Source organism: Occallatibacter gabretensis (genome assembly GCF_001449115.1).
Lineage (GTDB): Bacteria > Acidobacteriota > Terriglobia > Terriglobales > Acidobacteriaceae > Telmatobacter > Telmatobacter gabretensis.
In genome coordinates, this window is record NZ_LAIJ01000009.1 from 1188698 (window position 1) to 1201250 (window position 12553).

The 12553-nt window shown below is 59.1% G+C and carries 13 protein-coding genes; 3 read left to right on the plus strand and 10 right to left on the minus strand.

The genetic code is table 11. The features are described 5' to 3' along the window. Nucleotides 1-50 precede the first annotated feature (50 nt). The 6 genes from VO84_RS11270 to VO84_RS11295 all read right to left on the minus strand — a co-directional run bounded on the left by VO84_RS11270 (nt 51) and on the right by VO84_RS11295 (nt 4566). Nucleotides 51-1073 (minus strand): radical SAM protein, encoded by a 1023-nt coding sequence (locus VO84_RS11270; protein ID WP_058187706.1) that lies wholly within the window; start codon nt 1071-1073, stop codon nt 51-53. A gap of 62 nt (nt 1074-1135) precedes the next feature. Continuing rightward, nucleotides 1136-1546: a putative toxin-antitoxin system toxin component, PIN family gene (locus tag VO84_RS11275; RefSeq protein WP_058187707.1), complete on the minus strand. Its 411-nt coding sequence runs from the start codon at nt 1544-1546 to the stop codon at nt 1136-1138. Beyond that, the gene (locus tag VO84_RS11280; protein ID WP_058187708.1) at nt 1543-1821 is read right to left on the minus strand and encodes a hypothetical protein; all 279 of its coding nucleotides are present in this window, start codon (nt 1819-1821) and stop codon (nt 1543-1545) included. The genes VO84_RS11275 and VO84_RS11280 overlap by 4 nt, the downstream gene beginning before the upstream one ends. Nucleotides 1822-1877: 56 nt before the next feature. After that, nucleotides 1878-2789: a PDZ domain-containing protein gene (locus tag VO84_RS11285; RefSeq protein WP_058187709.1), complete on the minus strand. Its 912-nt coding sequence runs from the start codon at nt 2787-2789 to the stop codon at nt 1878-1880. Nucleotides 2790-2893: 104 nt separating this feature from the next. Then, nucleotides 2894-3880, minus strand: a complete 987-nt coding sequence (locus VO84_RS11290; protein WP_058187710.1) for an anti-sigma factor family protein — start codon at nt 3878-3880, stop codon at nt 2894-2896. Between the two features lie 53 nt (nt 3881-3933). Beyond that, nucleotides 3934-4566: an RNA polymerase sigma factor gene (locus VO84_RS11295; RefSeq protein WP_157439940.1), complete on the minus strand. Its 633-nt coding sequence runs from the start codon at nt 4564-4566 to the stop codon at nt 3934-3936. A gap of 198 nt (nt 4567-4764) precedes the next feature. Here VO84_RS11295 and VO84_RS11300 point away from each other — a divergent pair, with 198 nt between their 5' ends. The 3 genes from VO84_RS11300 (at nt 4765) to VO84_RS11310 (ending at nt 8602) form a co-directional block, all read left to right on the plus strand. After that, complete coding sequence (locus VO84_RS11300) at nt 4765-5421, plus strand: ribonuclease HI family protein (RefSeq protein WP_331458409.1); 657 nt, start codon at nt 4765-4767, stop codon at nt 5419-5421. 33 nt (nt 5422-5454) lie between these two features. Further along, nucleotides 5455-6264, plus strand: coding sequence for a hypothetical protein (locus VO84_RS22825; RefSeq protein ID WP_058187712.1), 810 nt, complete (start codon nt 5455-5457; stop codon nt 6262-6264). Between the two features lie 106 nt (nt 6265-6370). Continuing rightward, entirely contained in the window at nt 6371-8602 is a 2232-nt protein-coding gene (locus VO84_RS11310; RefSeq protein WP_058187713.1) for a phosphocholine-specific phospholipase C, read from the plus strand. 100 nt (nt 8603-8702) lie between these two features. On the opposite strand, the gene zwf is transcribed toward VO84_RS11310, so the two are convergent. The 4 genes from zwf to VO84_RS11330 all read right to left on the minus strand — a co-directional run bounded on the left by zwf (nt 8703) and on the right by VO84_RS11330 (nt 12533). Further along, nucleotides 8703-10271, minus strand: a complete 1569-nt coding sequence (zwf, locus tag VO84_RS11315) for a glucose-6-phosphate dehydrogenase (RefSeq protein ID WP_157439835.1) — start codon at nt 10269-10271, stop codon at nt 8703-8705. Nucleotides 10272-10440: 169 nt separating this feature from the next. Further along, nucleotides 10441-11346 (minus strand): phosphogluconate dehydrogenase (NAD(+)-dependent, decarboxylating), encoded by a 906-nt coding sequence (gnd, locus tag VO84_RS11320; RefSeq protein WP_058187714.1) that lies wholly within the window; start codon nt 11344-11346, stop codon nt 10441-10443. Nucleotides 11347-11370: 24 nt separating this feature from the next. Beyond that, a complete protein-coding gene (locus VO84_RS11325; RefSeq protein WP_197413993.1) occupies nt 11371-11982 on the minus strand; it encodes an HAD-IA family hydrolase in 612 nt (203 codons plus the stop codon). 68 nt (nt 11983-12050) lie between these two features. Then, a complete protein-coding gene (locus VO84_RS11330; RefSeq protein ID WP_058187716.1) occupies nt 12051-12533 on the minus strand; it encodes an RpiB/LacA/LacB family sugar-phosphate isomerase in 483 nt (160 codons plus the stop codon). Between the last annotated feature and the right edge of the window lie 20 nt (nt 12534-12553).

Below are 12553 nucleotides of genomic sequence, written 5' to 3' on the forward strand. Positions count from 1 at the left end.
GAGTCAGCAAAAAGATGAAAAGGCGCATCCGATGGATGCGCCTTTTGTATTTAGTGGCTGATCTGGATGAGTCCGCCGTGACCGGGTGAGATTTCGCTGGTCTGCGGGGCGCGCCAGTGGTCGATGTGGCTGATGCGGTGCACACAGCCGATGGTGCAGTTGGGCGAGCAGCTCTTGGCGGTGAGGAATTCGCGCTTGACATCGTCGGTGGTGTAGTTGGCCAGGGACACGCCGGGGTAGCCGCGCTGCTGCGAGCAGTAGTGCACCAGGCCGTCCTCGCAGATGTAGAGATAGCGCGAGCCGGCGCGGCAGCGCCAGTCATTGGGCATGCCTTTGACGATGGATTCCTGGAACTTGTCGAACTGCGCGTAGTTGGTCTTTTTGCGGTTCTGCATGGCAAAGTAGACCTGCGCTTCGGCGTCGCCGAGGGGCTTGAGCTGGCCATCGCCGTCGTGGATGATGCCGATGGTGGATTCGAAGCCAAGCTCGAGGGCGCGCTTGCCGATGACGAGGGCGTCATTGGGGTCCTTGAAACCGCCGCCGACGACGGAGTTGATGTTGACGTGGAACTCGGAGTGCTCGGCGAGCATCTGGAGCTTTTTGTCGAGGACCTTGAGGGACTTTTTTGAGACATCGTCAGGGTTGATGTTGTCGATGGAGATCTGCATGTGGTCGAGGCCGGCGCGGTTGAGGCGCTCTATGCGCTCGGCGTTGAGCAGATAGCCGTTGGTGATCATGCCGGCGATGGCGCCGGTTTTGCGGATACGCGCGATGATGAGGTCGAGATCGGGGTGCGTGAGCGGCTCGCCGCCGGAGATTCCGACCATGGCGGTGCCGAGGCGGCCGAGGTGGTCGATGCGGCGGAGCATCTCTGCGGTGTCGACGGGCGGGGAGACCTTGTCGAACTCGTTGCAGTAGGTGCAGGAGAGATTGCAGAAGCGCGCGGGGACGATCTGGACGAGGACGGGGTGCGAGGTCGAGGCGAGGGCGCGCGCGACCATGGCATACTCGCGGGCTTTGCGAGAGGCGCGGATGGCGCGACCACGGACCGTATCTCGGCGGAATTTGGGCATCTTTTCTATTTTAGAGGATTTTGGGGTGGAATTGGGTGCAAGTAGAAGTGTCTTGGGGTGGGTTATGTGGCTTGTGTCGAGATTGCGAGAAATTCGGCTGGAGTCACAATTCGGATTTCGTCGAATTGGCCGATGCGCAGCAGGTGTCTGTCGCCGGTAACAATATAGTCTGAGCGGCCTGCGAGGGCGCATTCGAGGATGCGATTATCGGTAGGATCGTCTTTCACGGCGTCAATGTGGACGGTGGGCGTGACGAGTTCGGCATAGCTCAAAATGTCGGCTTCTGTTTCGCTAATTTCGAATTCCGACCATGAAAATTTACCGCGAAGGATTCGGGATAGCTCTTGCAAGATGGCGTGGGAAATGGCGAGACGAATGTCGTCGGTGTGCGCCAGGTCGAGTACCTTTTCCGGAAGTCCATGATAGTTGAGAGCCGAGATATAGACATTGGTATCCGCCGTCAACCGAATCACGGCTGAGGAGAGCGGAACTCAATCGGACCAAGTTCCTGGCGTGATTCTGCAATCAAACGCTCGACGTCGTCTTCGGTATAACCGAGTTTTTGGGCCTGGCCGCGACCATAGGCCTTAAGGCGTTCCCAGCGCTGTGTGCTCCCGACGTAGTTCTTTACGGCGGAAAGCAGAACTTCATCTACAGATCGCTCCTGCGCGCGCGCAAGATTCTTCACCTCGGCCATGAGGGCGGAAGGGATGATTAGGCTTTGGACTTCTGTAGCAGTAGTTGCCATAAGGGTATTTTGCGCCGATACTCGCGCAAATTCAACCTTCCAGAGCCGCGCAACGGTTACTTATGGCGTTTGTTGTCGACCTGGAGGGTTAGGGTCTGCTGGCGGCTGTCGCGTAGGATGGCTAGCTGCACCTGCTTGCCCTGGTTGGCTTTGAGGGTGCGGTCCCAGTCGGCGGTGGTTTTGATGGCTTCCGGGCCGACGCGGAGGATGATGTCGTATTCGTGCAGGCCGGCGGACTCGGCTTCGGTGTGGCGGGCTACCTGCTTGACGAGCAGGCCGGAGGGGATGCCGAGGTAATCGGACATCTGCTGGGAGAGCGGCTCGACGACTGCGCCGACTTTAAGCTCGCTGCCGAAGAAGGGCACATGGAATCCGCCGGTGGAGGGTACGTCGCCGCCGCTGGCGCCGGAGAGAATGTTGAGGCTGGAAGCCGAGCTGCTGCCGCCGCCAGAGTCCTGGCGGGCGTTGAGTTTGTTCCAGACGTCGCGCTCCATGGAGCGGCGATCTACGAGCAGAACGGAGAGGGTTTCCTGATTGCCTTCACGCATGATGACCAGACTGACCCAGCGGCCGGAGGGTACCTCGTGGAGGGTGGCGTTGAACTGAGTGGCGCTTTCAATGTTCTGGCCGTTGATGGAGAGCACGACGTCATTGATGCGGAGGCCTTTCTGGCCGCCGGCGGGAGCGTCGTGATCGATATTCGTAATGACGGCGCCACGCTTTTCGGTGAGGCGAAGGCGGCTAAAGGACTCATTATCGACATCTGTGACGAGGACGCCGAGGTAGCCGGGCGTGGCTGCATGTGAAGTCATGTGTAGGCGGTCGAGGAGCTCGTGGAGGGTCTGATCCTGTGCCGATGCGCGCGAAGGTGCGAGGGCCACGGCTGCCGCAATGAGTGCGACTGCGGCTAATGAGCGCGAGCCAGAGAACGGATTGCCGAGATGACAGGGCCTCGAAAAGTACTGCATGATTAAATCCCCCGAGTGTTCCCCGGTGCGCTCTCTTTAGACGTTCTGGCGCGGCTTACGGGGTGTTGCAGTTGGGTGAATCCGCTCTTGCTTACTGGACGACGTTACTGGATCTCCGGAGCCTGGCTTAATGCCTGGCGAGAGACCATACGAATCTGCGGGTTAGGGTCGGAACTGGCGACGTTGTGAAGCACCTGGCGCACGCTGGTATCGGCTTCGACGGGAGTGAGCGCGTGGATGGCGTCGGTGCGGACCTCTGCGTCGGAGTCATAGAGAACCGCTTCCAGGATGCCGTTGCGAATTCCGAGATCCTCTGCAACGTAGGGCGCAAGGCCGGCGAGGGCTTTGCGGCGCATCTGCGGGCTGCGGCCGTAGCGGAGGACCATGACCAGAGCATCGCTGAGGCCGGAGGCACGGCAGCTGTGGCCCTTTTGGCACTCGTCAACCACGAGGTCAACAGAGCTATCGTCTTCACCGGAGGCGGCAGCGCGGACGGCGGCGAGGGTGAGAAAGTGGCGAATCTTGGCGTCGTCGAGCGAGCCGGAAAACTGGCGCGGAACGATCTGCTTGTAGCTGACCTCGACCTGTTCGGAGTTGGGTTGGCGCTCAATGCGGGAGATGCTGGCGATTTCTCCGGCGACGGAGGGCGCGGCAGCTTCTACGACGGCCTGAGCACCGGCCTGGTTCTGGGCGGCTTCACCGGCTTTGGCGACGTGGCTCTGCGAGACGTAATAGCCGCCGAGCGAGCCAGCTGCTCCGCCGATGACGAGCATGAGAGCGGCGGCGACAGGGGCGGATTGCAGGCGCGCGAAACTGTTGCCCATGTAGCGGGCGACACGCTCATACCAGCGGCGCGGCGGCAGGGTGTCGAGCGCTTCTTCGAGGCGCAGACGAGAGCGGGCCATGAGATTGGCTTCGGGTTCGGAGATGGGGTGCGAGTCTGCCAGCAGCTTGATGGCGCGTAGAGTTTCGCGCTCGTGGCCGCATTCGGGGCAGATGGCCAGATGCCGGGAGAGCTCGTGGGCTGCGTCGTCAGACAGCTCACCGTATTCGGCCATCACGATTTGCTCGTGCGCCAATTCGCAATTCATGGGTACGTCCTTTTGCCTCACCTGAAAACAATGCAGATCTGAAACTAGTAGTGCTACCGGAGGCCCGCCAGTTGCGATCGGAGTTTCTTTGTCGCACGGAATAATGTGTTTTTAGCGGTTTCTTCGGTGGTAGAAAGCATTTCTCCGATGGTGCGCAGGCGGAGACCCTGGTAGTGCTTCAATTCAAAAACCATGCGCTCGCGGGGAGTGAGCTTAGAGAGTGCGTCCTGAATGCGGATGCCGAGAAGCTTGCGGTCGAGCTCGCGCGCGGGGTTTGAAAATGCGCGGTCGTCGGAGACGGAGGCGAGGATGTCGATCTCGTCGCCGGAGTGGTCGAGGATGACGGCCTGATCTTCGCGGCGGGTCTTGCGGCGGCGGAGCTGATCGAGGCAGAGATTGGTGACGATGCGGTAGATCCAGGTGTAGAAAGAACACTCAAAGCGGAAGTTGCCGATGTAACGGTAGGCCTTGAGGAATGCTTCCTGATAGATGTCTTCGGCGTCATGCTCGCTGCCGGTGAGATGGAGGGCGAGGCGCAGGACCTGATTTTCGTACTGACGGACGAGCGCGTCAAATGCAGTGCGGGAGCCGGACTGCGCGGCGCGGATCAGCTCGATTTCAGGCGCGCGGGAGGCGAGGCGCTCAGTTGCGCTTTTGGGTCCGCCGATGGCGCGGGTCGCAGTCATGCTTGTAGGGGATTGTACGCCCAAAGCGGTAGGCCAGGCCAAGGACGCGGTTTGGTTTGCCGGTGAATCGGGGTATGGAAGCGCTTCCGTAGCCATGATTTGCCTCGAAAATCTCTCCTGAAATGGTGAGGGGAGGGTGAAACCGGGTAAACCGCTGCGATTAGATGGACGTGTAGTTCGTGAGTTAGTGAGCGAGCGATGCGAAACATCGCTCTCAGGGACAAGGGAACAACGACTGGTTACGCAGCTACACTGGGATGGATGACTAGCGGAAATCTTTTTGACGGTGGGGCGGCACAGACTGGTGGGTTGATTACGGCGCATTGCGATGGCGGCGCGCGCGGGAATCCCGGGCCAGCGGGGTATGGCGCGGTGATTGAGGACGCGAACGGGCAGGTGATTGCTCGGCTGAGCGAGTTTCTAGGCATGCAGACGAACAATTATGCCGAGTATTCAGGCCTGCTGGGGGTGCTTAAGTGGGCGCTGGAACATGGGCACTCGCGGCTGAAGGTGGTTTCAGACTCCGAGCTGATGGTGAAACAGATGCAAGGCAAGTACAAGGTGGGTAGCCCGGTGCTGAGGCCGCTTTGGGAGGAGGCTCGCGGGCTGACGCGGAAACTGGAGAAATTTGAGATTGGTCATACGCTGCGCGGCGGAAATAAAGAGGCCGACAAGCTGGCAAATGAGGCAATGGACAAGGGCATGGGGAAGATGCCGAAGGCGATTCCGGCGAGCGCTCCGATGCCGACGAAGCCGGAGCGGGTGGTGCTGGAAGGGTATGTGAAGGATGGCGTGGTGCATTTGCTCGGTGGCGAGCTGCCGGATGGGGTGTTTGTGAAAGTGATGAAAGATTAAGGCGGACAACCATTGCAGGGATCAATTGAACAAATGATTTCGTTAACTTGTTTTGGCAACGCTGCATTGCGCGGAATTCCCATCGGCAAGTTCTTTCCCAATCACTCCAGCTGCAAATTTTGTGAGTCGGTTACTTTCACGGCTGGTAGAAAAAAGCGAAATGGCTCTATTGAATCATTCAATTTTGCCGATTCGCCTGATCAATGGTTTGAAAACTTGATAAAGCGAAAAATTCGCACGTTGCGATTGCACTGGCAACCGAGGGAGAATCCGCCACTTCCCGACCACATTTCAGCAGGATTTGTAGGTGGTGGAAGAGTCTGGAAGATTGAAGCGGTCCGCAAAGACGGGAGCAGTGAGTTCTGGCTTGAAAAATGGGTCATTGGAAATCGTGAAGATGCAGATCGTCGTATCTGGCGCGTGACGTATGGACTGCGCGAAGTAGCAAAGACACAAGCAGTGCAAGATGTATCGCTGGATGCTGTGATACAGAATTTGCGCAAGGCGCTGAAAGAGATTAAAGATGCTTCTGCTTTGTACGCGAATGGAGCTTTTGTCGAGCTATTTGATCGAGGACTCAATGCGCTTGATAATCCATCAGCCGATGCACCCCGAGGTAATCTGTTTCCACCGGGCGTTCTTCCATCAGAAGCCGAAGCGCTCTTGAAAGCCGCGCAATATGCATGGGTTTTTGGAGGGATGGGATCGTGGAACGATGGCGGATTCCCGAAAGGTTTGGAAGTGGAATATGAACGCGTTTCTACTCAGCTTTACGATGCTCTAAATGAAGCCATTGCGAAAGCTGTGAGTTCAAGCGAAATTATAGAAATGGAAATGTCCTAGATTATTCAACTTTCCTGCAACAATCCCTCGGTATACTCAGCGCAAATTGATATGAACGCCGCCGCGTTATCTCAAGCCCACGGTATCCCAAGGAGCTCATCTACTCATGGCCACTCGCCGCGATTTCCTGCGCCTTACCGCCACCGCTGCCGGCGCAGCAATGATTCCTGCCAGCATTCGCAAAGCTCTCGCCATCCCAGCTAATCGCGCCACCGGGACCATCAAAGATGTGGGGCACGTGGTCATCCTCATGCAGGAAAACCGCTCCTTCGACCACTACTTTGGGACGCTTCGCGGCGTCCGTGGCTTCAGCGATCCTCGTCCCGCGCTTTTGCCCAGCGGCAAGCCCGTCTGGTATCAGCCGACTGCCGCTGTCAAGACCCACCACTACAAGGACCGCGGCCTGCACCCGAGCGCCGAACACGTTCTGCCCTTCTACCTCAATCCGAAGCTCACCACCGAATTTCAGGCCGGCACGGACCACGGCTGGAGCAGCGGTCACCAGGCCTGGAATCACGGCCACCATAACCAGTGGGTTACCCAGAAGCAGGACGTGCTGACGATGGGCTATCTTCAACGCGAGGACGTTGCTTTTCACTACGCGCTGGCTGACGCCTTCACCCTCTGCGATGCCTATCACTGCTCCGTGCATGCCAATACCGCGCCCAACCGCATCTACCTCTGGTCAGGCACGATGGATGCTGCCGGCAAGCTCAGCAAAAAGCCCAACGGCCCCGGCTTCGGCGAACGGCACATCGTCAATGGCTTTACCTGGACTACGTATCCCGAGCGCCTGGAAAAGGCCGGCATCAGCTGGAAGCTCTATCAAGGCGGCACCGGCATTCCTGGAGACCCGACCGACAACTACACTGACAACTCGCTCGAGTTCTTTGCGCAATACCAGGTGGATGAGGGTGCGGACCCTCATGGACCGCTCGTGCAAAAAGGCGTCACCGACCGCTCTCTCATCGGATTTCGCGAAGACTGTCTCAGCGGCAAACTCGCCCAGGTGAGCTGGGTCGTAGCTCCTTACAAGTATTCCGAACATCCTGAAGCTTCGCCGCGTGACGGGGCATTCTATGTGAACACTATCCTGGAAGCGCTGACCGCCAACCCGGAGGTCTGGAGCAAGACCGTCTTCCTGATCAACTACGACGAAAATGATGGCCTCTTTGACCATATCGTTCCGCCGATGCCGCCTGCCGTGATGGGACAAGTTCAGCGGCAGAATGCGCAGGGACTGGTCTCCGACGATCTGCTGGAAGCCATGGAAGACGAGTTCCTCAACATGGACAATTTTCCCCATGACCGCCGTCCTTTAGTACCGGGCACCGATCCCGGGGGCCTGCAACCGATCGGCCTCGGCCCTCGCGTGCCTATGCTCGTTGTTTCTCCGTGGTCGACGGGCGGCTATGTCTGCTCGCAGGTCTTCGACCATACTTCGGTGCTGCAATTTCTGGAAGCCCGCTTTGACATTCCCGAGCCGAACATCAACCCATGGCGCCGCGCGATCTGCGGAGATCTCACTTCTGCCTTCGACTTCGCCGGCACGGCCAAGGCGGCCTTTGCGCCGATTCCGGTCCCCGCAGTTCTGGCCTCTGCAAAGCAGCCCTACAGCGTACCCGAAGTGCAGTCCATGCCGAAACAAGAGCCGGGCACCCGACCCGCGCGCGCACTGCCTTACTCGCTGACAGCACGCAGCCGTATTGACGCAGCTGCGGGTAAAGTATGGATCGAATTTCGCAACGAAGGCAAAGCGGGAGTGGCCGTTTACGCGCGCAACAACCGAATCCCTCTTGAGGCTCCGCGCCGATACTCCATCTCGGCTGAGCAATCTCTCTCGGACTACTGGCTGCTCTCGGATATTGGTTCCGACATGCATCCCAAACAGCCAAGGACGGAGCCGGATTACGATATCTCATTCCACGGCCCGAATGGCCACTTCAGCCACTTCCGGGGAGTGGTTGTCGCGCCAGCCTCTCCGGATCCCGAGGACAATACCGGCGTCAAAGCTCAGCCCAATCCCGAACTGATCCTCCGCTACGATCACCAGAACGGCGACGTGCACCTGACCGTAGCCAACCGGGGCGCAGCTCCCTGCACGCTAATCGTGACCAACGCTTATGCGAAGTCCGAGGCTCCACACAGTTATCCTCTGAAACCCGGCGGCTTTGCTGAAGATCACTGGTCCCTGGCTGCCAGTAACAGCTGGTTTGATATCTCCGTCACGACTGCGGAATCTCCGACGTTTCTGCGGCGGTTTGCCGGGCATGTGGAGACAGGGCGGCCGAGTACGAGTGATCCGGCTGTTTTTAGCGAAGATGCGTCGTTGTCCTGAAGCCTTCTGAGGGCGGCAGGGATTCATGTCGCACGAAACACACGGGCCGCATCGACAACGATGCGGCCCGTGGTTTAGGTGCCGATGGTGAGGGGTAGAGTTACTCGGGTTTGCCGAGGGAGTTTTTCCATTTGCGGCCGTCTTTTTCGAGCAGGCGGTCGCTGCAGTCGGGGCCCCAGCTGCCGGCGAAGTAGTTGGGGAAGACTTCGGGCTTCTTTGCTGCCCATGCCTGCAGGATGGGGGTGTAGTGCGCCCAGTTGATCTCGACGCCATCGCGGTGCGAGAAGAGGGTCTGGTCACCGAGCATGGCGTCCAGCAGCAGGCGCTCGTAGCCGTTGGCGCGCTGCTGGCCGAAGGCCTGGGCGTAGCTGAAGTCCATGTTGACGGGGCAGACGGTCATGCCGGGCGTGTTGGGAACCTTCGTTCCGAAGCGCAGGGCGATGCCGTCATCGGGCTGAATGCGGATGGAGATAATGTTGGGCTGAATCTCCGGGCAGGGGGCGCTTGAGGACTGCATCCGATTGAAGATGAGCAGCGGGGGCTGCTTGAACTGGATGGTGATCTCGGTGGCGCGCTTTTTGAGACGCTTGCCAGCGCGGAGGTAGAACGGAACGCCTGCCCAGCGCCAGTTTTCGATTTCGAGTTTCACGGCGGCGTAGGTCTCCGTGCCGGACTCGGGGTTGACGCGCTCTTCTTCGCGGTAGCCGATGACCTTCTGGCCGCCGACGATGCCGGGGCCGTACTGGCCGCGGACGGCATTCGTGATGGGAATGGAGGGGATGGCCTGCCAGACCTTGACTTTTTCGCGGCGGACGGCTTCTGCTTCAAAGCTCGAAGGCGGCTCCATGGTAACGAAGCCGAGCACTTCCATCATGTGATTTTGGATGATGTCGCGGAGGGCTCCGGCTTTTTCATAGAAGGGGCCGCGGCCTTCAATGCCGATATCCTCGGCGGCGGTGATCTGGATGTTGTCGATGAAGTTGCGGTTCCAGACCGGCTCAAAGATGCCGTTGGCGAAGCGGAAGGCCAGTACGTTCTGGACCGTTTCTTTGCCCAGGTAGTGGTCGATGCGGAAGACCTGGCTTTCAGGGAAGACTGCGTTGACCTGGCGATTGAGCTCGCGGGCGGAGTCGAGGTCGTGGCCGAAGGGCTTTTCAATGACGACGCCGATTTTGCCCTGCTCGGGATGCGCCATGCCGCTTGCACCGAGGTTTTCAATGATGGGCGCGAAGTACTCGGGCGCGGTGGCGAGATAGAAGAGCCGGTCAGGGCCGATCTTCTTTTCGGCGGCGAGCTTGTCGAGGGCGTCCTTGAGGCCGGGATAGCCGGAGGCGTCGTCAAACTGCAGCGCGTGGTAGCTGATTTTGGCGACGAACTCTTCGAGCTTGGGGTCAGTGGCGTCGACCGAACCGAATTTGAGGATGCCATCCTTCATGTCTTCGGCAAACTCGTTGCCGAGGGGCCGGCGGGCAACGCCCACGATGGCGAAGTCTTTCGGCAGGAGGTTAGATTGCTCCAGATGAAAAAGGGCCGGGAGCAGCTTGCGCTTGGTGAGGTCACCGGAGGCGCCAAAGATGACCATGATGCCGGGGCCGGGAATCTTTTCCGCAGCATCGTGCCCCTGGGGCAGGTCTGAAGGGTTCACGCTCATTTGTACAGTGGTAGCCATTTCTCGATCTCCGATCGATTTAAGGACGAATGACGAAGGGCGAAAATTTACCGACACAGTTTGGATGATTTGCCTGAGTGATTCGATCCCACCCTAGCGGCAAAAACAACCGTACCGCTAGAGTGGGATACCCAACTCGTCCTTTGTCCCTAGTCCTTTGTCCTTCGAATTAGTCTTTCTTCACTGCGTGGCCGCCGAAGGCGTTACGCATAATGGAGAGCATACGGTCGGTGAAGTTGTTTTCCTCGCGCGAGCGGATGCGGCGGATGAGCGATTCGGTGATGATGGGCGCGGAGACGTTGAGGTCGATGGCCTCAAAGACCGTCCAGCGGCCCTCGCCGGAGTCGGCGACGTAGGCTTCCAGACCGTCGAGCGTGGGGTTCTTCTTGAGCGCGTCGGCGGTGAGGTCGAGGAGCCAGGAACGGACGACGGAGCCGTAACGCCAGACTTCGGCGATCTGCGCGAGGTCAAGGTGGAACTCTTCCTTGGCCTGGAAGATGGAGAAGCCTTCGGCGAAGGACTGCATCATGCCGTACTCGATGCCGTTGTGGACCATCTTGACGAAGTGGCCTGAGCCGGCAGGACCCATGTGTCCCCAGCCCGTGTCCTTCGAAGGGGCGAGCGTTTCAAAGATGGGCGTGAGGTACTCGACCGGCTCTTTGTCGCCGCCGAACATGAGGGAGTAACCCTCCTTGAGGCCCCAGACGCCGCCGGAGGTGCCTACGTCGATGAACTGGAAGCCCTTGGCGGTGACTTCCTTGTGACGGCGTTGCGAGTCCTTGTAGTTGGAGTTGCCGCCGTCGATGAGGATGTCGCCGGGCGCGAGGTGCTGCTCGAGCTGGGCGATGGTGTCATCGACCGGTTTGCCGGAGGGAACCATGATCCAGATGGCCTTGCGGCCGGTGAACTTCTGGGTGAGCTCTTCGAGCGAGGTCACGCCGACGTTGCCTGCTGCGGTGAGCTTATCGACGGCTTCCTTGTTGAAGTCGAAGCCGATGACCTGGTGGCCGCCGAGGCGGAGGCGCTCCGCCATGTTGCCGCCCATCTTTCCGAGACCGATCAAACCGAGTTGCATAGTCTTCTCCCTTTTACGTGTGTGTCAGAAAACGGTGAGTTCGTTGAGCTGGCGGCGAAGATCCTGCTCGCCGATGAAGCGAATGGCCTTGAGGCCGGTGCTGGCGGCAGCGTCTACGTTACTCTGCCGGTCGTCAATAAAGAGTATCCGCTCGGCGGGCCGGCCGAGAATATCAATGGCGCGCTCGTAAATTTCCAGATGTGGCTTGCGCAGACCAACGTAGCAGGAGCTGAAGGCGATTTCAAAATGCTTTCGGAGGCCGTAACGTGCGAAGCGGTAGTCGTTAGGCTCACGGGCTTCGTTGTTAAGCGAGCCGACGAGGTAATTCTGCGAGGCGGAGAGATCCTGAAGAACGGGAATGGCGGAGTCTTCGAGAGGGACCGACTGCGCGAAGATGGCATCGAGGAATTCTTTGTGCGTGAAGCTGCGCGGCTCGTAGAAGACGGTTTCGTCGAGGTACTGCTGCGCGTTGATCTCGTCTTTTTCCCAGCGCTCGTTTGCATCTGGATGGCGCGCTTCGAACTCGGAGAGATCGAGCTGGAAGCTCTGGATCACAGTGGCGCGTTCCTTGTGGTCCCAGCCATTGGTGAGCAGGACTCCGCCAACATCGAAGAGTATGACGTCGAAAGGGGGCAATGGAACCTCTCGTTGCGCTGGCGGGGAAGCCGTGGTTGTAATGCCGGGCTTAGAGCCCCGGCGCGACATTATGCCTTACTGTTGGAACCGTCTCCGCATTGATACCTGGCCTCAATGGCCAGAACCTTGTTGTAGCGTCGAGTGAAGCGCTCTTCGTTGGAGATGAACTTGGCGGCGAGGAAGCTGTCGACGAGTTCGTTGGCTAGAGCCGTGCCGACGATGCGTGCGCCGAGGACGATGACGTTCATGTCGTCGTGCTCCACGCCCTGATGCGCAGAGTAAGTGTCGTGGCACATGCCGGCGCGGATGCCGGGAATCTTGTTGGCGGCGACGCAGACGCCTACGCCGGAGCCGCAGATGAGAACACCCTTTTTGGCCACGCCGGCGAGGATGGCTTCGCCTAGCTTTTCGGCGAAGTCGGGATAATCGTCGGGCTGATCGCCGGTATATGCGCCGAGATCGACGACTTCATGGCCTTTCGTTTCGAGATAGGCGCGCACGTCCTCTTTGAGAGGGAAGCCGGCGTGGTCGGCGGCGATGACGAGCTTCATAGAGCACTCCTTTGGAGTGA